Origin of the sequence: uncultured Roseibium sp. (genome assembly GCF_963675095.2) — a bacterium.
Classification (GTDB): Bacteria; Pseudomonadota; Alphaproteobacteria; order Rhizobiales; family Stappiaceae; genus Roseibium.
This window is the reverse complement of the sequence record NZ_CAXXSJ010000062.1, coordinates 44699-66325: the sequence shown is the minus strand read 5'-3', so window position 1 is coordinate 66325 and position 21627 is coordinate 44699. Positions and strand designations below refer to the sequence as shown.

At 61.9% G+C, this 21627-nt stretch carries 20 protein-coding genes; 5 read left to right on the top strand and 15 right to left on the bottom strand.

The genetic code is table 11. The features are described from left to right. Nucleotides 1-32: 32 nt before the first annotated feature. From ABIN98_RS24865 to gatC, 5 genes are all read right to left on the bottom strand, one after another. On the bottom strand, nucleotides 33-1598 hold the full coding sequence (locus ABIN98_RS24865) for a glucan biosynthesis protein (protein ID WP_346914230.1): 1566 nt from the start codon (nucleotides 1596-1598) through the stop codon (nucleotides 33-35). 362 nt (nucleotides 1599-1960) lie between these two features. Then, nucleotides 1961-2257, bottom strand: coding sequence for a GIY-YIG nuclease family protein (locus ABIN98_RS24860; protein WP_346914228.1), 297 nt, complete (start codon nucleotides 2255-2257; stop codon nucleotides 1961-1963). Between the two features lie 255 nt (nucleotides 2258-2512). Beyond that, nucleotides 2513-3613 carry an NAD(P)/FAD-dependent oxidoreductase gene (locus ABIN98_RS24855; RefSeq protein ID WP_346914226.1) on the bottom strand — a complete coding sequence of 367 codons (1101 nt, stop codon included), beginning with the start codon at nucleotides 3611-3613 and terminating at the stop codon, nucleotides 2513-2515. Between the two features lie 220 nt (nucleotides 3614-3833). Then, complete coding sequence (gene gatA, locus ABIN98_RS24850; RefSeq protein ID WP_346914224.1) at nucleotides 3834-5309, bottom strand: Asp-tRNA(Asn)/Glu-tRNA(Gln) amidotransferase subunit GatA; 1476 nt, start codon at nucleotides 5307-5309, stop codon at nucleotides 3834-3836. A gap of 66 nt (nucleotides 5310-5375) precedes the next feature. Then, nucleotides 5376-5663 (bottom strand): Asp-tRNA(Asn)/Glu-tRNA(Gln) amidotransferase subunit GatC, encoded by a 288-nt coding sequence (gatC, locus tag ABIN98_RS24845; protein WP_346914222.1) that lies wholly within the window; start codon nucleotides 5661-5663, stop codon nucleotides 5376-5378. 162 nt (nucleotides 5664-5825) lie between these two features. Between gatC and ABIN98_RS24840 the strand changes: the two genes are divergently transcribed. Further along, nucleotides 5826-6431 (top strand): TetR/AcrR family transcriptional regulator, encoded by a 606-nt coding sequence (locus ABIN98_RS24840; protein WP_346914220.1) that lies wholly within the window; start codon nucleotides 5826-5828, stop codon nucleotides 6429-6431. Between the two features lie 116 nt (nucleotides 6432-6547). Then, nucleotides 6548-7036, top strand: coding sequence for a YHS domain-containing (seleno)protein (locus ABIN98_RS24835; RefSeq protein ID WP_346914218.1), 489 nt, complete (start codon nucleotides 6548-6550; stop codon nucleotides 7034-7036). A gap of 58 nt (nucleotides 7037-7094) precedes the next feature. Here ABIN98_RS24835 and ABIN98_RS24830 read toward each other — a convergent pair whose 3' ends face one another. The 3 genes from ABIN98_RS24830 to ABIN98_RS24820 all read right to left on the bottom strand — a co-directional run bounded on the left by ABIN98_RS24830 (nucleotide 7095) and on the right by ABIN98_RS24820 (nucleotide 10126). Next, nucleotides 7095-8867: a DUF1963 domain-containing protein gene (locus tag ABIN98_RS24830; protein ID WP_346914326.1), complete on the bottom strand. Its 1773-nt coding sequence runs from the start codon at nucleotides 8865-8867 to the stop codon at nucleotides 7095-7097. A gap of 163 nt (nucleotides 8868-9030) precedes the next feature. Beyond that, nucleotides 9031-9585, bottom strand: a complete 555-nt coding sequence (locus ABIN98_RS24825) for a hypothetical protein (protein ID WP_346914216.1) — start codon at nucleotides 9583-9585, stop codon at nucleotides 9031-9033. 16 nt (nucleotides 9586-9601) lie between these two features. Further along, entirely contained in the window at nucleotides 9602-10126 is a 525-nt protein-coding gene (locus ABIN98_RS24820; protein WP_346914214.1) for a L,D-transpeptidase family protein, read from the bottom strand. Nucleotides 10127-10264: 138 nt separating this feature from the next. Between ABIN98_RS24820 and ABIN98_RS24815 the strand changes: the two genes are divergently transcribed. Then, nucleotides 10265-11320 carry a DUF4424 domain-containing protein gene (locus tag ABIN98_RS24815; protein ID WP_346914212.1) on the top strand — a complete coding sequence of 352 codons (1056 nt, stop codon included), beginning with the start codon at nucleotides 10265-10267 and terminating at the stop codon, nucleotides 11318-11320. A 59-nt stretch (nucleotides 11321-11379) separates the two neighbouring features. Here the strand turns inward: ABIN98_RS24815 and ABIN98_RS24810 are convergent, their stop codons facing one another. Then, nucleotides 11380-13713, bottom strand: coding sequence for a tetratricopeptide repeat protein (locus ABIN98_RS24810; protein ID WP_346914210.1), 2334 nt, complete (start codon nucleotides 13711-13713; stop codon nucleotides 11380-11382). A gap of 246 nt (nucleotides 13714-13959) precedes the next feature. Here ABIN98_RS24810 and ABIN98_RS24805 point away from each other — a divergent pair, with 246 nt between their 5' ends. Together ABIN98_RS24805 and ABIN98_RS24800 are read left to right on the top strand one after the other, a co-directional pair. Beyond that, a complete protein-coding gene (locus tag ABIN98_RS24805; protein ID WP_346914208.1) occupies nucleotides 13960-14649 on the top strand; it encodes an aspartyl/asparaginyl beta-hydroxylase domain-containing protein in 690 nt (229 codons plus the stop codon). A 36-nt stretch (nucleotides 14650-14685) separates the two neighbouring features. Further along, nucleotides 14686-15735: a hypothetical protein gene (locus ABIN98_RS24800; protein ID WP_346914206.1), complete on the top strand. Its 1050-nt coding sequence runs from the start codon at nucleotides 14686-14688 to the stop codon at nucleotides 15733-15735. Between the two features lie 96 nt (nucleotides 15736-15831). On the opposite strand, the gene ABIN98_RS24795 is transcribed toward ABIN98_RS24800, so the two are convergent. Genes ABIN98_RS24795 through ABIN98_RS24770 form a run of 6 tightly spaced genes read right to left on the bottom strand, consistent with a single transcriptional unit; the run spans nucleotide 15832 to nucleotide 21599 of the window. Next, nucleotides 15832-16761, bottom strand: coding sequence for a sugar phosphate isomerase/epimerase (locus tag ABIN98_RS24795; protein ID WP_346914204.1), 930 nt, complete (start codon nucleotides 16759-16761; stop codon nucleotides 15832-15834). Next, entirely contained in the window at nucleotides 16761-17723 is a 963-nt protein-coding gene (locus ABIN98_RS24790; RefSeq protein ID WP_346914202.1) for a sugar phosphate isomerase/epimerase family protein, read from the bottom strand. Before ABIN98_RS24790 ends, ABIN98_RS24795 begins: the two co-directional genes overlap by 1 nt. 24 nt (nucleotides 17724-17747) lie before the next feature. Further along, nucleotides 17748-18644, bottom strand: coding sequence for an ABC transporter permease (locus tag ABIN98_RS24785; protein WP_346914200.1), 897 nt, complete (start codon nucleotides 18642-18644; stop codon nucleotides 17748-17750). Continuing rightward, nucleotides 18641-19582, bottom strand: a complete 942-nt coding sequence (locus tag ABIN98_RS24780; RefSeq protein WP_346914198.1) for an ABC transporter permease — start codon at nucleotides 19580-19582, stop codon at nucleotides 18641-18643. The genes ABIN98_RS24785 and ABIN98_RS24780 overlap by 4 nt, the downstream gene beginning before the upstream one ends. Beyond that, complete coding sequence (locus ABIN98_RS24775; protein ID WP_346914196.1) at nucleotides 19579-20607, bottom strand: ABC transporter ATP-binding protein; 1029 nt, start codon at nucleotides 20605-20607, stop codon at nucleotides 19579-19581. The genes ABIN98_RS24780 and ABIN98_RS24775 overlap by 4 nt, the downstream gene beginning before the upstream one ends. Continuing rightward, the gene (locus ABIN98_RS24770; RefSeq protein WP_346914194.1) at nucleotides 20604-21599 is read right to left on the bottom strand and encodes an ABC transporter ATP-binding protein; all 996 of its coding nucleotides are present in this window, start codon (nucleotides 21597-21599) and stop codon (nucleotides 20604-20606) included. The genes ABIN98_RS24775 and ABIN98_RS24770 overlap by 4 nt, the downstream gene beginning before the upstream one ends. Nucleotides 21600-21627: the final 28 nt, after the last annotated feature.

The following is a 21627-nucleotide window of genomic DNA, read 5'->3' as shown; positions in this document are numbered from 1 at the left end:
CTTGCCGGATTTGGGCCGGTTTCAGGCCGGGCTCAGGTCGTTCGGGCCCATTGATACAGCCAGGTTTCGGTCACGGCCTTGCCATCGTGTTTCAGCGTCAGCGCCAGTTCCACCGGATTGCCGCTGTCGTCCTGCTTGACGTCGAAGATCTGCCGCCACACGCCATTTTCCAGAGTGGCAAGCTGATGCGCCATCAATGTGGCATTGCTCACCTTCAGGTCCGCCTCCAGCTTCGCCTCACTGCCCAGCTTGGCGAGCGGCCCACCGGCGAACTCCACGGCAAATTTGCGCTTGCGCGGGTCGGGCTCAGACGCCGCGGTCCCGCCCTGGCCGGTCCGCGTGGTGCGCACCTGGGCAAGCCCGGAACCGGGCTCCGGCTGGCTGCCCCAGTGCATCCGGTAGCGGAACCGGTGTTCGGACCCGGCTTCCGCCTTTTTCTCCGGCACCCAGAAGGCGACCACATTGTCGTGGATCTCCTTGTCGGACGGGATTTCCGCCAGCATGATGTGCCCCTTGCCCCACTCGCCGATCGGCTCGATCCACAGGGACGGCCGCCTCTCGTAATGAGCTTCCGTGTCCTGGTAGCTGTCGAAATGCCTGTCCCGCTGGATCAGGCCGAAGCCCTTCGGGCTGTCCTCGCCGAAGAAGGAAAGCGCAAGTTCGTTCGGATTGCGCAGCGGCCGCCACAGGCGCTCGCCGTCCTTGCGCAGGGTGAGAAGCCCATCGCTGTCATGCACTTCCGGCCGGTAGTCGTCGAAGCCCGTGCGGTCGTTCTCACCGTAGAGATACATGGAGGTCAACGGCGCAACCCCCAGCCGTTGCACATCACCGCGCAGGTAGATGTTGGCGTCCACATCCACTTCCGTGTTGATGCCGGGCGTGATGGTGAAGGCATAGGCGCCGGTCACCCGCGGGCTTTCCAGCTCCGCCCAGATGCGCATCCGGTTCTGCCCCGGCACCGGCCGTTCCAGGTAGAACCGGGTGAAGTTCGGAAACTCCTCCTCGCGCCCGGCCGCGGTATCGACCGCAAGGCCCCGGGCGGACAGGCCGTAGAGGTTGTCCTTACCCAGAGCGCGGAAATAGCTGGCGCCCAGGAAGGTGATAAGCTCGTCCCGATAGTCGGGCCGGTTCAGCGGATAATGCAGGCGGAACCCGGCAATGCCGGGCAGTTCCAGCCCGTTGAAGTCCGCAGCCTTGAGGGGCTCCCGGTATTCGAAATCCGCGCCGGTGAAATGCAGCTGCCAGGATCGGTCGCCGATCACCTCGTGCAGATCCACCGGGTGCTTGAACAGCCAGCCGGGGTGAAACGCCTGCAGCTCGAAATTCGAACCGCCGTCCTTCCATAGCGCATGGTCGGGCCGGTAGCGGATCGCCCGGTGCTGATCGTAGCTGAGGTTCGCGAGTTTTTCCGGCAGATCGCCTGCGGGTTCCACGTAGGGCGTCTTCGCCTTCTCCCGCATTTTTGCCTTCAGTCCGTCGAAGGAAAAATCCTCCGCTTCCCCGGCCGCAGGCGCGCCGGAAACAAAAGCAACAGGCAGGCCGAAGGCACAGCCCAATCCAAGAGACGTATTGAGAAGAAACGTCCGCCGATCAATCACTTAGAGACCCCACGCTTGCAGAGACGGTGCAGTGCAATACTACTTCCGCAATAAAATGCAAGCTATGCGGCAACAATAAGAAGAGACTGCGCTCATCCCGTGGCGGCAAAGACCATGGAAACCTCCGGTTTTCATTGTCTGACCCGTCAGTGAGCCTCGCTCATAGCGGCGGAATTGTGGCGGGAGGGCGGAAGGAAAAGGCAAAAGCGGAAAGGCACAGAGTACTGGTTCCCCGCTTCCGCGGAGAAGACAACATTGGATGTGCCACGGCTTCACCACCCCACAGATGTCATCCCCGGCAAGCGAAGCGCGACCGGGGACCTAGTATTCCGTATCGCCAGCAGGGAATGCAGCACTCTTAGTCAGACCAGACCCTCATACAAATCCCGCCAGTCGGGATTTTGCTTTTCTATGAGCTCGATCTTCCAGGCACGGTTCCAGCGTTTGATCTGTTTTTCCCGTAAGATGGCTTGCGCCACCTCCCGATGCGGCTCGAAGTAAACGAGTTTATGAACACCGTATCTCCGCGTGAATGCACTAGCCGTCCCCTCGCGATGTTCATTAACCCTGCGGATCAGGTCATTTGTCACACCGACATAAAGCGTTCCACCAATCCGGCTGGCGAGAATATAGGTGAAGTAGAGCTGCTCGTCGGACATACGCAACTCTAATAAGGAAATTCAACCGGATACAACTTCAGAAAACCAACTCAAACGACACAGATTACTGGGTCCCCGCTTCCGCGGGGATGACAACAGAGTTGTGGAATGGCTTCACCACCCCACAGTTGTCATCCCCGGCAAGCGAAGCGCGACCGGGGACCCAGTAATCCGTGTGGATGATTGCGGAAACCAAAGCGATGCTGCATACTCGAAGCCGATCCGAGCAGCTGCCAGACACGAGTACTGCCCCCCTCAGCCAAGCCGCTCCGCCACCAATTCCCCGATAGCAAGCGACGAGGTCAGCCCCGGCGACTCGATGCCGTAGAGCGCCACGAGACCGGCCATTCCATGCGCCTGCGGACCATCGATACGGAAATCCGGCGCCGGTTCGCCGGGCCCGTGGATCTTCGGGCGGATACCGGAATAATCGGCCTCCAGCGCCCCATCCTCCAGCGCCGGCCAGTATTGGCGGATCGCGTCGTAGAAGACCTCGGCGCGGGCCGGATCGACCCGGTAGTCGATCTCCTCGACCCATTCCATGTCCGGCCCGAAACGCACCCGGCCCTGCAGGTCGAGGGTCACATGCACCCCGAGCGCACCGGTCTTTGTCATCGGCACCGGATAGATCAGCCTTGAGAACGGCGCCTTGCCGTTGAGCTTGAAATAGCTGCCCTTGGCCAGATAGCCCTTCGGCGGATTGGCTTCAGGAAAGGCGGTCATCAGGTCCGGCGCACTTCTACCCGCGGAGACGATCAGTTCCTTTGCCGTGATGGTGTAGCCGTCCTCACCCGCGATCGTGACGGAGAAAGCCCCATCATCCGTCCGGCCGATGGATCCCACCGCCGTATTCAGCACCACCTGGCCGCCATGGGCCTCCAGTTCGCCCTGAAGCGCCAACATGTAGCCGTGACTGTCGATGATGCCGGTCGAGGGCGACAGCAGCGCACCTTCGCACGCAAGCTCCGGCTCCATCTCCCGCGCCTCGTCCGCCGTCAGTCGGATCAGATCATCTACCCCATTCGCCGCCGCCCGCTGGCGGATCTCTTCCAGCTTGTCCGCCTGCTCCATATCCGTGGCGACGATCAGCTTGCCGGTTCGCTGATGCGCCACGCCGTGGCTTGAACAGAAGGCATAAAGCAGTTGCTTGCCGTCCACGCAGCAGCGCGCCTTGAGGCTGTCTTTCGGATAGTAGATCCCTGCGTGAATGACCTCGGAGTTACGCGAACTGGTCTCCGAGCCAATCAGCCCGTGCCGCTCCAGCACCATGACCTCGCACCCGGCTACCGCCAGCGCCCGCGCAATCGCCAGCCCGACAGCGCCCGCCCCGATGACGATGGTTTCAACGTCGGTCATTCACTTGCCTTTCTGACGGTCCTGGAGCTCATTTAGGCTTCATGAGCAGGGGGCACAGCCTATCCCGATCTTCTGTTGTCATCCCGGACGGAGCGACAGCGAAGATCCGGGACCCAGTAATCCGTCAACTCGGTTGCTTGAACCGGGAGGACACGGCGTACTGGATCCCGGGTCTCACTGTGTTCGCCCGGGATGACAAGTGAGCTTATAAATCAGCCCCTTACTTCCACCAGTTCTCCGCCTCGAACGAGCCGGCCGCCTCTTCGATCACGGAGCCGACCTGGAACAGGGTTGCCTCGTCGAAGGGCTTGCCGATGAGCTGAAGGCCGAGCGGCAGTCCCGACTTGTTGAGGCCGGCGGGAACGGAGATGCCCGGCAGGCCGGCCATGTTTACGGTCACGGTGAAGATGTCGTTCAGGTACATGGTCACCGGATCGGTGATTTCGCCCGGCGCGAAGGCCGCATCCGGGGTGGTCGGGGTCAGGATCGCGTCGACGCCGTTTTCCCAGGCCAGATCGAAGTCGCGCTTGATCAGGGTGCGTACCTTCTGCGCCTTCAGGTAATAGGCATCGTAATAACCGGCAGACAGCACGTAGGTGCCGATCAGGATGCGCCGCTGCACCTCCGCGCCGAAGCCTTCCGCGCGGGTGTTTTCGTACATCTCCACGATGTCCTTGCCCGGCACGCGCAGGCCGTAGCGCACGCCGTCGTAACGGGCCAGGTTGGAGGAAGCTTCCGCGGGCGCGACGATGTAATAGGCCGGCAGGGCGTATTTGGTGTGCGGCAGGGAGATATCGACGATCTCAGCGCCCGCATCCTTCAGCCACGCAATTCCCTTCTGCCACAACTCCTCGATCTCCGCCGGCATGCCGTCGACCCGGTATTCCTTCGGAATGCCGATCTTAAGCCCCTTCACCGACTTGCCGATGGCGGCCTCATAATCGGGCACGTCGATTTCCACCGACGTGGTGTCCTTGGCATCGACGGAGGCCATGGATTTCAGCAGGATGGCGCTGTCGCGCACCGTGTGGGCGATCGGGCCGGCCTGGTCGAGGGACGAGGCGAAGGCGACAATGCCCCAGCGCGAACAACGGCCGTAGGTCGGCTTGATGCCGACGGTGCCGGTCAAAGCCGCCGGCTGGCGGATCGAGCCGCCGGTGTCGGTCGCGGTCGCCCCCATGCACAGGCGCGCTGCAACCGAAGCCGCCGAACCGCCCGAAGAGCCACCGGGCACCAGGGCCGCGTTGGAGCCGTCCTTGCGCCAGGGATTGACCACGTTGCCGTAATAGGAGGTCTCGTTGGACGAGCCCATGGCGAACTCGTCCATGTTGAGCTTGCCGAGCATCACCGCGCCGTCGGCCCATAGGTTCGAGGTCACCGTGGATTCGTAGACCGGCTTGAAGCCGTCGAGAATATGGCTGCAGGCCTGGGTGTGCACGCCCTTGGTGGCGAACAGGTCCTTGATGCCGAGCGGAATGCCTTCCAGCGCCCCACCCTCGCCTTTGGCGAGCTTCTCGTCGGAAGCCTTGGCCATCTCCCGCGCCTTGTCGGCGGTCACCGCCACATAGGCGTTGAGCGACGGGTTGGCCGCCTCGATGTTGGTCAGAAACGCCTCGGTCAGCTCGCTGGAGGTGTAGTCCTTGTTCTTCAGCCCTTCGCGGGCCTCGGCAATGGTCAGTTTGGTCAGGTCGGTCATACGAATATCTTTGATTGGGCCTGAAGCGGCCTTGAACAGAATACTGAAGCGGGGGCGCGGTCGTCCTTACTCGACGACTTTCGGCACCATGAAGAAATTGTCTTCCGAGGCCGGCGCATTGGCGGTGATGTCATTGGCATAACCGCCGTCGGTGACCCCGTCCTTGCGCTTCTTCATGGTCTGCTCGACCACGGAGGTCAGCGGCTCCACGCCGTCGATATTCACCTCGTCGAGCTGTTCCACAAAGCCCAGGATGGCGTTCAGCTCACCGGTCATGCGCTCCGCATCCGCTTCGCTCACCTTGATCCGCGCCAGCCGCGCGACCTTTTTCACCGTTTGGGTATCGACGGACATATCGTCTCCGTTCCTGTTGGGCTGTGTCTGGTTTTGTCCGGCTTGTCGGCCGGTGTTGGGCTTTGTCTTCCGCAAAATCAGACAAACGGCAAGGGCCGGACTTGCTTTCAGCATAAAATAATCGATATTTCGGTACTGAATATAACCGTATTGTGGCTCTCCATGTCGTCAATTGCGCCCCGACCCCAGACCACACCTGAACCAGGCCGGCCGCAGGAGGCGCGGGTCACCCGCGCCCTGCTTGAATCAACTCTGCAGGAACTTTCGCTAAACGGTTATGAGGCCACGACGATTGCCCGCCTGGCGGCTAGAGCGAAGACCAGCAAGCAGGCGGTCTACCGGCGCTGGGCCGACAAGCCGGCCCTGATCGCAGACGCAATTCGAAACGCGCTGGCGGAGGCCAACCCCGCCCCGCCCCAGCGCGGCAGCGTCGCCCAGGACCTGCGTGTCTTTCTGGTCAACACCGTCTCCGCCCTGCAGGACACGCCGCTCGGTGATGCCATGCGGGCACTGGTCCCTTTACGCAAACATCCGGAACTGGACGCGGTATTAACGGAAGCGGAAGATGCGAGGCGGCTGATCCTGCGGCAGATCTTCATCGCCACGCCCTTCGAGGCCCATATGGAAACCCGGATCGATCTCTTGCTCGGGCTGATCTATTTCAAGCTCCACATCCGCGGACAAAGGGTAACGGACACAGACATCGAAACCGCCATCCAGCTCGTCCTCGGCCTCACCCCGCCTCGCGCGCCTGTGCCGGTTCCGTGAACACACTTGATTGGCAATTTGGCTCCATGGATTACATCTGTTGGTGAGCAACCAACCACTTGGGGTGTAACCGACGGCGGGATCGATCCGCCGGCAGTTCAGGGAGAGTTAGCAACATGTTCCATTCATTGAAGGCAGGCCTGGGTGCCTTGGCCCTGTCGCTCACGGTGTTCGCCACCGCAGCCACCGCCGACGAGATCACCACCTATGTCGACCACGGCGCAGCCATCGGCGGCACCGACCCGGTCGCCTATTTCACCGAAGGCAAACCGGTCGCCGGTTCCGACGAATTCACCACGACCTATGACGGTGTCACCTGGAAGTTCGCCTCCGCCCAGAACCGGGATCTCTTCGCCGCCGATCCGGCGAAATACGCCCCCCAGTACGGCGGCTTCTGCGCCTTCGGCGCCAGCAAGGGCTTCAAGGTACCGGTCGTGCCGGATGCCTGGAAGATCGTTGACGGCAAGCTTTATCTGAACAACAGCAAGGCCGTTCAGAAGCGCTTCGAGGCGGAAACAGAAGAAATCATCCACGATGCCACCCTCAACTGGGAAATCATCAAGGACAAGAAGCCGGAAGACCTGAAGGAACCGATCGTTCGTTAAGGACATCCGGCATATATGATCATGCCTGCCTCTCCCGACGTGTGGGGAGGCAGGCTTTTTAATGACATTCCAGGATCGCCGTCGCCTTGGAAAAATCGCCCGCTGCCAGGTCATCGGGCCGGATCCAGAAGTAATAGACACCTGCATCGCCCCAGACCCAATTCATCGCGGGATCGGAAGCGACCTGTAACAAGAGCAGGGTGTTGGACGGCCCGATCTGCGCTTCCGACTGCAGGCCATCGTGATAGCCACCCATACGATGGGGACGATTGTCGGCCAGTTGACGCCACCACGGTTCGTACGTTTCCAGCAACGCCGGCGGGATCAGAGCCTTGTTTTGTGCATCGGTGTAGTAATCGGAGACGAATTGCCAGAGCCCGAATCTGTTCTCGTCGAACATGCTCCAAATCGTCTCTTCCTTTTCAAGGATGGAGACATTGAGCCGGTCGTCTTTCCAGGCCTTGATTGCAGCGATCCGCCAATAGGTGAGCGGATGGCTTTCCAGTCTCTCTTTGATCAGCGCCCAATCCCCGGCTGCCAGAAGCGTATCCGGGTCGCGGGTCTCGAGCCTCTTCCTTTCCCTGGAGAGCAGTTGCAACGCCGATTCCCGCCACGCCTCCTTCTCCTCTTCCAGGCCGTGCAGATAATCGAGAAGACTTTCACCCGTGGGATGGTCGGTCAGAAAAGCATCCAGCCGCCTCGCCCGCGCCAGCCCTTCTTTGCGCTGGGCCAACTGCTGCAGGATCTCGTCTGCAGCTGCACTGCCCGGATCCACCACATCGGCAAGCGCGAGTTTCAATTCTTCCACCCGCTCCTCGTTTGCCTCTACATCCGGCCTGAGCGAGGCGAAAAAGTGAGGATCGCTCAGCTTGGCAACCGCCTCCTTCGAGAGGGTTTCCTTGCCCATCGGCTTGGAAAGCCACCTCTCGAACTGCGCGATCACACCAAGGGCCATGCGCCAGGTAAAGGGTTCCGGCAACACCTCGGGGCGTGGACCACCCGCGACCGGCGCACCGGCATAAAGCCGTTCTGCGAAATGTTGGGGCGTTACCTGCACGTGGCCGTTCTCTTCATGGGCCTCGTTGGGAAAGCTCACGAGATCGACCGGCCAGCGGCGCCAGGTGAATGGCACGTCCGCTCCCAGATAGTCATAGTCCGGTCCGGTATACTGGCCGTCGTGAACCGGCCCCAGATCGGCGGGAACTGGCCGTTCAACGCCGAGTTCCTGCGTATGCAGGATCCTGAAAGAGCCTGAATCCTCCGGGAAATACTGGTTCGGATCTAGAAAGAACAACAGCCACCCGCTTCGTGGTCCCAGACCGCACCAGAGTTCATCCGGCAGGTCCTCACAGGCAATCTGTGCCAGAAAATGCAGGGGCCTTTCGCCCAGCTCCCGAGCCTCGAACGAGACCGACCGCGGCCACGGCACGTCCTCGGGCATCATCGGCAAGCCACCGATCCATGAACGCGGCGGCTCGTTGAACCGCGGCGGCACCTGGCGCCGCAGGACCACCGTGACCGGCTCGCTAACCGGAGCCTTCTCTCCCTTTTCTCCAAAGGCATGTTCCGTCCTCTGTTCGACGGGATCTGGCCGATCCTGATCAATAAACGGAACCGCCTCCGGTTCGGTCACGATTGACGAAGTCCGTTCCTGCGCTCTCGCGCTCCCCGCCGCGGAGAGCACCTGCTGCATCCGTTCATTCGACACCTCAACCGCCATCCTCGCCCTCTCCTGCCTCTTGCGGCGGCGCGACGCCCAGATGAATAACCCGGCGGCCAACATGACGATCAGGAACAAAAGCCAGAAAAGATATGGAAAAATCTGCAGCATGAGCAATCCGATTCCTTGCATGCGGGACGGCAGGCAACACACACCTGACCGGCAGCGGAACAGATCTCACTCTAACGACCTGGCATTTAAAACCAGGTAAAATACGCGCAGTAGTTGCTCAGCAAATGACCACCGTCAGGGCAGTCGGTCCACCTGATCCTGCTCACGCGGAGATATAAAGCCAGAGCGGCAAAAGGGCTGTCAGGGAAACCGCGAACCAAAGCAGCGCGCTCACGGCCATCGCCCTCGACCGACGGCCGGACGCCATGCCCGCGAACCAGCCATAGATCGCGCCGCTGACCCCGCCGAAGAGCGGCAGCAGGCCGAGCCCGCCCAGATTGATAACAAGGGCAATCCCGAGCCCCAATGCCAGCGCTGCAAGAAGGCTGCCCGCCCATCCGGCAACCGGCCGCCGCTGCAGCAGAACCAGATGCACCAGCGCCACGAGCATTCCGCCGGCCAAGCCGCATTCGCCCCAGAACAATACGCCTGACGGGTCGATGCCGGTGATGAAGGCGTCGGACGGAGCCCCCGCGGACGGGCTGAAGGCGATTCCGGGCAGATGCAGACCGCGCATCAGCGCTCCGCGATGGAGGAATTCGGCAAATAGGATGCATCCGGCCAGACCTCCGCCCAGCCAGCCGGCAAGCCAGATGCCCAGGACCTCCAGAACCGACCGGCGCGTGCTGCCGGAGGATCCGGCGGTGGTAGTGTTCATGACAATGCCCCCTTGGTCATGGCCGTATCTCGATCTCGGTGCCGTTGGCGACGGCCCGCCAGATTTCATCCATTTCCGTATCGGTCACCGCGATACAGCCGTTGGTCCAGTCGACCAGCCGGTGCAGCGAACCGATCCAGCCATAGCCGTTGCGCATGCCGTGGATCATGATGTCGCCGCCCGGCGAAACCCCGGCCTTGCGCGCTCGCGCCCGATCCTGCGCGTCCGGATAGGAAATATGCAGCGCCAGATGATAGCCGCTGGCCGGGTTACGGTAGTCGATCCGGTACCGGCCCTCCGGTGTCCGCCCGTCGCCCTCACGCTGTTTCGCGCCGACCGGTTCGCGACCAAGCGAGACCGTATACCGTTTGAGCGTGACATCGCCGGCCATCAACTCCAATACCCGTTCGCCCTTGAAAACCACGACCCTGTCCGCCCGCGCGCCCGCCTTCAGCGGCGTCTCGGGCCAAAAGCGCTCGCAAGCAGTCAGGCCGCAGCTCACGGCAACCGCCAAAACCAGTGCGAATAGCGTCTTCTTCATTCCGCCGCCGAGCCCACTCCGGCATGATTTCCCTTTGTCAGCGATAGTTGTCAGCCAACACCCGCGCATTGCTTCAAATCAAGGTTTGCGACCGCCGGGATGCTAGCATCTGCGAAAGAATGGAACTGGAGAACCCCCATGACAGGCCGGTCACCCCTGACACAACGCAGTCGCCTCGGCGCCCTTGCCGCAACTGCCGCCGTACTGACCTGCTTCGGTACGGTCCTGTCTCCGCCTGCCCTTGCCAACGATTCCTCCGCTTATCTCGCGACCGGCGGCCTTGTGATGGCGCGCAACGACGCCATCGAAATGCGCTCCGAGGACCTGTACGTTTCGACCGCAGAGATCCGCGTCACCTATCATTTCCGCAACCTGACAAATGAAGATGTGACCACGCTGGTCGCCTTCCCCCTACCCGAGATCCGATCGCCGTCGGAGGAAGACAATTTTGTGATTCCCGTGCCCGACGCGGACCGGAACTTCCTCGCTTTCGAGACAAAGGTGGATGGTAGGCCCGTCGCCATGCAGGTAGAACAGCGGGCGGAAACACTCGGCGTTGATCGCACCGCGTGGCTGGAGAGCCTCGGCCTGCCGCTCGCCCCGCACGATCCCGCTCTGCCGGACCTTCTGGCAAAGCTGCCCAAGGAGACCCGGCGCGAACTATTCGAAAACGGCATGATCGACGATCCAGGTCTCGGTCCTGCCCAACCTTACAGTGCCGGTATCCAGCCGCGCTGGAGCGCACGCACTACCTATTACTGGAAGCAGACCTTTCCGGCCGGGCGCGAAATCGTCATAGAACACCGCTACCAGCCCTCGGTCGGCGGTTCTGCCCAGACCTCCATCGGCGAGCCTTTCGAGAGTGCTGAGGAAAAACGTAGCTACGCGGAGCGCTTCTGCACTGATGATGGCTTCATCCGTGCCGTGCAGAACGCCCGTGCTCGCGCGGGATCGGACAATTTCATTTTCTCTGAAGCTCGCCTGGAATATGTGCTGACGACCGGCGCAAACTGGGCCGGCTTCATCCGCCATTTCACCCTCACCGTCGACAAGGGCGCACCGGAAAACCTGACCAGTTTCTGCATGGACGGCGTGAAAAAGATCGCACCGACCCAATTTCGCGTGGAAAAGACCGACTTCTGGCCGGAGCGCAACCTGCAGATCCTGATCCTGGAGCCTCACCGGCTGCAGTAGATCCGCGCTTGACGTTGGACAAGAAGTTCGGCCTGCCCGACCATCGGCGGTACCGATCGTCAGGAGCCATGCGGCACCTGCAGCCCGGAGAAACGCTTCCAGTAGCTGCTCAGTACATTGTGCTCGTCCGGGGCACCCGACATCACCCGCTCCAGCATTCCCGCGTATTCGCCTGTCCACCGGGCAATCCAGTCGGATTCCGCCTCGCCGGGAGTTGGGCTGGACATCGCTTTCAGCTCAATCGCGAACCTGCGGTTCTTGCACGTACAATGGACCCAGTAGATCGGGATCGAGCCGCGGTACGCCAGTTTCGGAAGGAGAGAACCAAAGGGCTGCAGATATCCGAACAGGTTTGCCGTAGAGACGGGCCCTCCGTCCCGGCCGGAAGGGTCCAGGGGCAACTGGTCGGCTGTCGCGAAGATGGAGCCGCCGTCCCGCAAGACGCTCACCGTCGCACGGGTCGCCGCCATCCTGTTCGGCCAGTCATGAATGGGCCTGAACGGAATAGCATCACCGTCATTCGTTCCGAATGATCTTAGGTGATGCATCTTGGGAAACATTTTCGACAGATAGCAAAGGGTCAGGCCATATCCCAGATGCGTTGTCGCCACCAGGAACGGCTGGTTGTTTTCGGAGCGCGCCAGCAGCTTGGAGATATCCGGAAGGTCGACATACTCCATCAGGGGATCGAGATTGTTTTCGTCTTCAATCATCGCCCGGTTGATCAAACGCTGCACGGCAGCGCCCCACTGGGCCTTCTCCAGCCAGTCGTCGAACGCGTATGCGGATTGGTCAGCAAAGCGCCAGGCTGTCGAAACGGTAAAATGGCCTGTCGGCAGATACCAATTCCGTGAACCGTGAAGTGTTTGCCTGAGACCGGTTACGAAACGGCTGGGTGGCCTTACCATCGTATACAGCCCTGCGGAATCGGGGTCCCGCCCCCCAGGATCCGCGCTCCCGGCACTGGAACCTGTAGCCGCGAGCGGTTCGTATTTGGTCTGTTCCATGATCGAAACGACGGCAGCCTTGTCTGCGCCGGCCAAGGCCTTTTTCAGCAAGTCGCCCTGCGCATCGCCGTCTTCGGAAAGAGCGATGCGGCGAACAAGTTCGATACGGCGGTGCAGACTGGTGCCGGACGGAAGCCGGATCAAACGCAGCAAGGTCTCCGTAAATGCCTGCTCATGCCCTGAGGAGTTCGTATAGATATCCAGCAGCATCGACAGGACTTTCGCGTTTTCCGGATCGCGCGCGAGAATAGCCCGAAGCAGACTGACCGACTCCGCCGTCCTGCCCTGCATCCAGAGGAACCGGGCCGCCCAATAGTCGATATCCAGCCACTCCTCCCGTTTATCCCGGGCTTTCGAATAGAGCGCCACGAACGACGTCCGGTCTTGGGCAAGGGCGAGCGATCTCAACCGGTCGATCAGGATGTCGGGATCATCCGGATAGACCTCCAGGGCTCTGGCGGAAAGGTCACAGGCCACAGAAGCGCGATCGAACAAAAGCGCGGCATCGAGCAGCATATGACAGTCTTTCGCGTCAAGTTCATTGAGCGGAAGCGAGACGATTTCGTCGATCAAACGATTGGCACCCGGCGAATCGTCGAGTGCCTTTCTGGCCATGGCCAGTCTGAATTTCAACATCAGGCTGTCTGGATGCTGCACATTCAGGCGCTCGAGCACAGCGGCTGCCTCACCCTTGCGGTTCATCGCCTGAAGCAGTTTCGCCAGTCCCAGCTCTGCCGGCAGGAAACCGGGATGAGCCTCTGCGGCCGCCTTGAATAGCGCCAATGCCTGTTCGTAATCGCCAAGGCCAAGGGCTCTCCGCGCCATGCCCACAAGCGCGGTTCGATCCTTAGGCTCCTTTTCGAGAACGTCCCGGTAGTAGGCGTCTGCGTCATCCGGTCGTTTCAACACCCGCAACGTTTCCGCGATCGCCAGCTTCGCAGACAGGTCTGCGGGATTGGTATCTGCCGCGGCTTCAAAGGCCTCAAGCGCCTGCTCGTTGCGGCCAAGACAACGGTACGTTTTCCCCAGGCCCATAAGCGCGGCATGAGCGATGCGGTCGTCCGGCTGCCGGGTCAGAACATCGCGATAACACCGCGCGGCTTCTTCCGGCCGGTTCAATGCCCGCAAAGTCTTGGCGATCTCCAGATGAGCAATGAGTAATTCGGGCGCCGCGAGGGCCGCAGCCTCGTAAAAGGCGAGCGCCTGTCCGTTATCACCGAGGCCACGAGCCTTCCGCGCAAGATCCATCAGCGTAGCGGGATCATCCGGCATCTTTGCATTGATTGCGGAAACTGTTTGCTCGCTGCCGCCGGCCCGTTCCTTAACTTCGGTTTCGTCTTCCCGAGCGGCGGCCGGCTCTGTCAGCCTGCTGGACAATTCGGACATAAAAAACGTATCTCCAAGTCAAAACGAACTTAAACGATCAGCCCTGCCCCACTGCCGCCTGGGACCACGAGCTTCTGCCTTGAGACACCACGCTCCGGACATCAAATATCGCGATTTCGGTTGTGCAAATAGGAGTTTTTTCAATTGGCGCGGCATGTTAGCGTGAGGATCTGCTTTTTGGAACCTGCAGCCATTGCGTTGCGGGATTTTTGATGTCTGCATGCATAAAAATCAGGAATTCTAGCCTTGGAAGGTGATACGCGGAGTGCCCGTTTCCGGCCAAACCGGCAAGTGCTCGAAACCCTTCGAAACACCCGTGCATTAGGTGTTGCCCGCCGCCTCGGCAAGATCGATATGGACCTGGTTTCGCGCCTGCGCGACGGCGCCGCGGTGCTCGATGGACAGGCGGATCACGGCTATATCGACGACGTTGCGGTTCACTGGGCCCGCACTGGGTTTCAAATGACCGAAGAGGACAAGGACACGTCCTATACGCGGAGCCTGAAACGGAATGTGGCCATCGCCAAGGTCACGGACGAAAGCGGCCTTGTCAGCGAGACCTATCGAAACACGCCTCTTGCCGCCGCCGTCGAAGACTGGCGCGGCGTCATTTCGCGCTATGCGGACGATCTCACTCTCACCCGGATCAATTTTCTGACCGGAAAAGGGCATGTGCTCGAACACGTCGACCCACCGGACCAGAACATGATCCAGTGTCTTCTGGCCGGCGACACGGTTTTTGACTTCCGCACCAAGTCCGGCCGCCAGTCCTACAGGATGAAAATCGGCGAAATCTGGTGGTTCAACACCGCCTGGCCGCATAGCACCCGGAACGACAGCGATGATCTCAGGTTGCTCCTGCACACGCGCGGGACCCTGAAAGACGAAATTCTACAGGCCCCGGAGGCAGAGCCCTCCGAGGCAACAACAAACTGATATTGAAATCCTTTTTAAGTGTAGCAGGCGTAGGAAATGACAGCTTCGATCAGGACCAGACTTCGGGAAGTTCGCAAGGCCGCGACCCTGCTCAGGACGTCGACCTATGAGATCTCCTCGACCTGCAACCTGACCTGCGAAGGCTGCCTGTTCTTTTCCGGTGAACATGCCCATCAGCACGCCGACGAGAAGGACACTGCATCGTGGCGGGCGTTCTTCCGCAAGGAGGCGGAGCGCGGCATCACATTCGCCTTTCTCGCCGGAGCGGAGCCGGCACTGGCTCTCGACCGCCTGCGGGCCGCCTGGGCGCATATTCCCGCCGGCATGATCGTGACCAACGGCACACGCCGGATTCCAGACGACATCGGCTACCGGATCCACGTGTCCCTGTGGGGAGCAGAGGAAACGTCGGCAATCACGCGCGGGGCGGACGTTACGCGCAAGGCGCTTCGCAATTACGCCAACGACCCTCGCGCAATCTTCGTCTACACGATCAATGCCATGAACCTCGGCGACATCCGGCCAATGGCACACGCCTGCGCCGAATACGGCGTGCCGCTGACCTTCAACTACTACTCCCCGACCGAAGTCTACCAGGGTCATCTCAACGACCCGCAAAGCGAACGCACGGACTACTTCCGCTTCAGCAGCGAAGACCGCAACCTGATCATGGGTACCGACGATTACAAGCAGGCAGGCGAGATCATAAAAGACCTGCGCGGCGAGCTTCCGGACACGATCATCTATTCCGATACCTATGACGCCTGGGTCACGGGCACGCATCTCTACGATCTCGATGAAAGCGGCATTGCCCGCAATTGCGCCAGCCGGTCCGACAGCGTTCACAGCACCTTCTTCGTGGACCAGACCCAAAGCGACCTCAAGTGCTCGAACCCGACCTTCGACTGCCGCGACTGCCGCACCTATGCCAGCGGGATGACCTCCCACGTGCGCATCGAGACTGCCCGGATGCGCAAGGCAGCCGTCCGGAACGAATGGTCCGATGCCTTCGAATGCTGGGACAGGATCTTCGTCGGCGACCAGTGGGAGCGCCTCTACGCCCACCTCACCCGCAGCGCGGCGTGATTTGGTGACGCCCCCTCCTCGCTCCCCCCGCGAGAAGCCGGAGAAAAGGGCCTCCTAGCCCATCCCCTCGGTTGTCAGCCCGGCTTGAGATGCCCCTCAATTCAACGCATTCACCGTCTCCGCGAACGCCTTGGCCGCTGCCAGCGTCTGTTCCCGGCTGTGGCCGTAATGGTTCGCCCGGAGCTCAATCGCAATGGCCGTGCTTTCCTGGATGCGCAGGAGCTTGGCCAGTCGGTCGAAGTCGATAGCACCGAAGCCGGGAGGGGCGTGCATGTCGCCGATACCGAAGAACAGGCGCTCGCCCTCGTCATCCCACTGGATGGTGGAAGGCACGCCGGTGGAATCGGAAAAGTGGATATGGCCCACATGCGGCGCCAGCTGTTCCGCCTGTTCGTACATGTCGAAGCCCTGGAGTAGCGCGCCTTGCTGGGCATGGCTGACGTCGAGACAGGCGACCAGCGCCGGATGGCTGATGGCTGAGACCTGATCCGCCAGAGCCACCAGATCGAGCGCGTAGGAGGTTTCCGTGCCGGCGATGATCCGCCGGTTCGGGCTCATGTTCTCATAGGCGATCTTGACGCCCAGCGCCTGCGCGCGGTCGGCGAGTTTTGACACAGTCTCCCGCTCCCGCGCCAGCAGACCGCGCGACTGGTCGACCCAGAGCGCGGGAGGTACCCGGCCTGGATGGAGGACGACAATGTTCGCCTCGCATTCCGAGGCCAGCTCCAGGGTGGCTTCGGCCGCACGGACCTGCAGATCGAGATGCGGCTCGTCCATCAGGTTGACCGCGATCGGCCCGTGCAGCGTGTAGCGGAGGACATGGCGCGCAAGCACCGTCTTCAGTTCCGAAATCCGTTGCGGCATCAACCGGCAGCCTGAGACCGCGTCGAGCCGCACGGCGTTCAATTCGCAAATCTCCGCCCCCAGATCGACGAGTTCGCCGAGCCGCCGGTCGAGTGCTGCAAGATCGCCGTGCATGCCGAACTGCGCGGCACTGAAACCGGTATGGGTAATCCGCTCCAGCATCACATCTTCTCCGGCGACTGGGCGGCAGCGAGCGCATCGTCGAGGGAGACGTCACCGTTCCAATAGTCGGCGAACACTCTGGCCGTGGTTGCGACCTTGTCTTCCACTTCCCGGTAGCGGCCACGCAGTTCGATCATGGCATAGGTGCCCTTCCGGTAATCCATCTTCGACAGAAGCTCCCGCCACGGGATCGTGCCCCAGCCCATGGGCAGGTGCAGATCGCCGATGCCGAGTGAAATCCGCGACCCCTCGTCGCCATTGGTCTTGCGGTCCGGAATGCCGAAATTGTCGTGCAGGTGCAGGTGCCAGACCTGGCTGGAGAATTCGGCAATGGCATCGACGAAATCGAAACCGAGCACCGGCGCCGACAGGAAGGCGTGACCGAAGTCGAGGCAACCGCCGATGGCCGGGTGATTGACTGCCGCGATCTGTTCGGCGAGCGGACGCGGGTCGGCACCAGATTCGACCCGGTTGCCGCTCGGATCCGCGATCAGGTTCTCAACGGCAATCTGCACGCCGGCTTCGGCGGCAAGATCGCCCAGGCGCTTCAGTTCCTCGCGCTCGATTTCGAGCAGCTTGTCGCGGGACTCGGCCCAGACGTCCTTCGGCGCATTGCCGGAGTGCATGACCATGGACGTCATGCCGTAACGACGGCACAGTTCCACGGAGGCAGCGGCGGTCGCCCGGTGCACTTCCAGGTCGGGCAGGTTCATGAGATTGATCGCGTGATCCGCGTGGAGCACGTAGTTGATCTTGCGCCCGGCGAGCACGTCTTCCGCCGCCTTGGCCCGCTCCTCGATGATCCGCCCGCCCATGATCACGTCGAGCCTCCGGGAGGTGATCTCCACATGGCTCATGTCATAGGTCTCGTAAGTGTCCAGCACTTGGGCGAGCGCGATCATGTCGCTGCCGGGCAGGAAGCTGGTGTTGAGGCCGGAGGCGATACAGGTTTTCGTGATCATTTTGTTTTTCCTGTGGGGAGGGAGTTAGTCTTGGAGAGAGGGGTCGAAGCGGGTTCGCAGCCAGTCGCCAAAGATCGACATGGACAGTGTGGTGAGGAAGATCATGATCCCGGGAATGACCGCGAGCCACCAGGCGGAGACCAGGTAGTCCCGGCCGTCGCCGAGCATCTGGCCGAGCGAAGTCATGGGCGGGCGGATGCCGAGCCCAAGGAACGACAGCGAGGTCTCGAACAGGATCGTTTCGGGAAAGCTGATGGTGAGCTGCACGATCAGCGGCGACAGGATGTTCGGCAGAACATGGCGCAGATAGATGGTCCAGGACCGCCCGCCGAGCGCATGGACGGCGCGCGCATAGCCCTCCTCGCGGGCGGCAAGCACCAGCCCCCGGGTGATGCGGGCATAGCGCTCCCAGCCGTACATCCCGAGCAGGAACAGGAACACCACCATGGAATTGCCCATGAAGGCGAGCACGGCAAGCGCGATGATGAACCAGGGCATGGCGGCCTGGAAATCGACCAGGGTCGATATCCCCTCGTCCACCCAGCGGCCGAAGTGCGCGGCAACGAAGCCGAGGAATGTGCCGATCACGGCGCCGATGATGGTGCCGAGCAGCGACAGCAGGATCGAGGTCTGGGTGGCGATCAGCAGCCTCGACAGCACATCGCGGCCGAGCTTGTCCGTGCCCAGCGGATGGGCGAGCGTCGAGCCTTCAAGCGGCACCGGAGGGGCCAGACGGGCGCGCAGGTCCATCTGGTCGAAGTCGTAAGGCAGGATCCCCCGGGCAAAGATGGTGGCGAAAGCCACCAGCGCCAGAATGGTGATGGCGACGATCACGCTGCCCGGCACCTTGCGGAACCCCATGAGAAAGCGGCCCGCGATCCCGGCTTCCGGGCGGATGACGTCTGTGGTGGCGAGGCTCATTGCAGTCTCTCCCGCGCGGCGCCGACCCGCACCCGCGGATCGAGCCAGCCGTAGATCAGGTCGACGGTCAGGTTGGCGGTGACCATGGTCAGCGCGATCATCATCAGGATGCATTGCACGACCGCGAGATCCCGCATGGCGACCGCATGGGTAAGAAGCCGGCCGATCCCCGGCCAGGCGAAGACGTTCTCCACGACGACGGCCCAACCGATCAGTTCGCCGATCTTCAACCCGATGATTGTGATGATCGGGATCGACGCATTGGGCAACGCGTGCAGGTAGAGCCTGCGCGTGGTCCCTGCCCCCTTGGAATCCGCGGTGCGCATGTAGGGCTTGTTCATCACGTCGATCATGGCAGAGCGCGTGTAGCGGGCGATCTGCGCGCCCATGGTGCTGCTCAAAGTCAGCGCGGGCATGATCAGGTGCAGCCAGGTGTCGGAGCCCGAAGACGGTAGCACGCGCAGGTACAGCGAAAACCCGAGGATCAGGAGAATGCCGAGGAAGAAATTCGGCATGGAAAAGCCGAAGACGGCAACGCTCATGACGATCCGGTCGATCAGCGAGTCCTTCTTCAGCGCTGCGATGACGCCGAGCGGAAGCCCGAAGGCGATGGCAAAACCGAGCGCGGTAAAGCCGAGCAGCGCGGTCTTGGGCAAACGGCCGAGCACCAGTTCCAGGGCGTCCTGATTATCGCGGAAGGATATGCCCAGGTCGCCGTGGAACAGGGCTTCGAAATAGCGCCAGTACTGCACCAGGATCGGCTGATCGAGGCCCCACAGGCGACGGTAATAGTCGATGGTGTTCTGGTCGACGTCATCCGGCAGAAGTTGGGCCACAGGGTCGCCCGTCAGCCGCAAAACGAAGAAGACGAAGGTGACCACCAGCCACATGGTCAGCACGGCCCGCAGGACCTTCCACAGCGCATAGGTGACCGTCATGACCGCTCCTCCGCGTGGTGGCAGGCAACATGAACCGACCCGAAGGAACGCATCTCGGGCATGTCTGTCCCGCACCGCTCCGTTGCAATCGGACAGCGGGTATGGAACCGGCAACCGGCAGGCGGCGCATGCGGGCTCGGTGGATCGCCCATGAGAAGCTGTTTCGACCGCTTCACCGCCGGATCGGGCACCGGCACGGCGGCAAGCAGTGCCTTTGTGTAGGGATGCATCGGTGCAGAGAACAGGCGTTCGACCGGCCCCTCCTCCACGATCTGCCCCAGATACATCACCGCCACCCGGTCGGCGATCTGGCGCACAACGGCGAGATCATGGGAAATGAAGATCATGGTCAGGTCGAGCCGGTCTCGCATGTCGGCGAGCAGGGAAATGATCTGCGCCTGGATCGACACGTCCAGCGCCGACACCGGTTCGTCGCAGATGAGTAGGCCCGGCTCAAGGATCAGGGCGCGGGCAATGACGACACGCTGCTGCTGTCCGCCGGACAATTCGCCTGGAACCGCCTTCCACAGATGACGGCCGAGCTTGACCGCCATCAGCATCTCTTCCGTCCTGCGCCGGCGCTCTTCGCGGGTCCCGGCATTGTGCAGGTCGAGCGGCTCGCGCACCTGTGTCTCCACGGGCAGCCGCGGATCGAGGGAACCAGCCGCGTCCTGGAAGATGACCTGAACCTGCGTGCGGCTGTCCCGCCAGCCGTCGGCGGAAAGCTCGCCGAAGGAAATACCGTCGAGATCCACGTAACCACCGGTCGGTCGCATCAGCCCGGCGGCCAGCCGGCCAAGGGTCGACTTTCCGCAGCCGGATTCGCCGACGACGGCCATCGTCTCGCCCTTCCTTAGGGACAACGACACGCCGTCGACCGCGTTGAAACTCTTCGCGGGTCTGGTGAGCGTCCCGCGCCGGTAGACGAAGGCGCGTTCAACCTTGTCCAGCTTCAGAAAGGCTTCATGCGCGGGTTCAGGTTCAGGCGCCCGGGAAGGTGTTTGGGCAAGAAGGGACAGGGTCATGCAACCGCCCTTTCGACGGGTTTGTGGCAGGCAAGCACACGGGCGTGCGATGGTTCGATCGGGTGTGGTTCCAGCAGCGGACGTTCGCTGCGGCAGACCTCGCTGGCGCGCGGGCAGCGCGGCGCGAAGGAGCAGCCCGCCGGCATGGCGTTGATCGGCGGCACCTGGCCGGGGATCACCTGCAATGCGCTGCGGCGCTCGTCCACCCGCGGCAGGGACCCAAGCAGGCCGGAGGTATAGGGATGGTCCGGCCGGGCAAAGAGATCGGCGACGGATGCAGACTCCACCACCCTGCCCGCGTACATCACCGCCACCTTGTCGGCCATTTCGGCGACCAGCCCCAGGTCGTGGGTGACGAAGATGACCGCCATGCCGAATTCCCGGCGCAGGTCGTCGATCAGCGCCAGGATCTGTGCCTGGATGGTCACGTCCAGCGCCGTGGTCGCTTCGTCAGCAATCAGCAGCCGCGGACTGCCGGCAACCGCAAGCGCGATCATCGCGCGCTGGTTCATGCCGCCGGACAGCTGATGGGGAAATTCTTTCGCCCGTGCCTTCGGGTCAGGCATGCCGACCCGGGCAAGCAGATCGAGCGTGCGCTCGCGTGCGGCCTTGCGCGACGCACCTTCACGCAGCATCACCGCTTCGGCGATCTGCCAGCCGACGGTCTTCACCGGATTGAGCCCGTTGGTCGCATCCTGGAAGACGAAGGCGATCTTCCTGCGGCGCATCTCGCGCATGGCCTTTTGATCGAGGCCGGCAAGGTCGGTGCCGTCGAGAACGGCGGAGCCTGAGGACACCCGCCCGCGCTTCGGCAAAAGGCCGGAAATCGCCAGGCAGGTCATGGATTTGCCGCAGCCGGATTCCCCGACCAGGGCCATCGTTTCCCCCGGAGCAATGGAGAACGTGGCCTCGCGGACCGGCAGCACGGTACCGCCGTCACGGGTCTTGATGGATACGGCCAGATTTTCGACGGTCAGAAGCGGAGTTGTCATGGACTATGTCGTTGAATGGAAAAAGAAG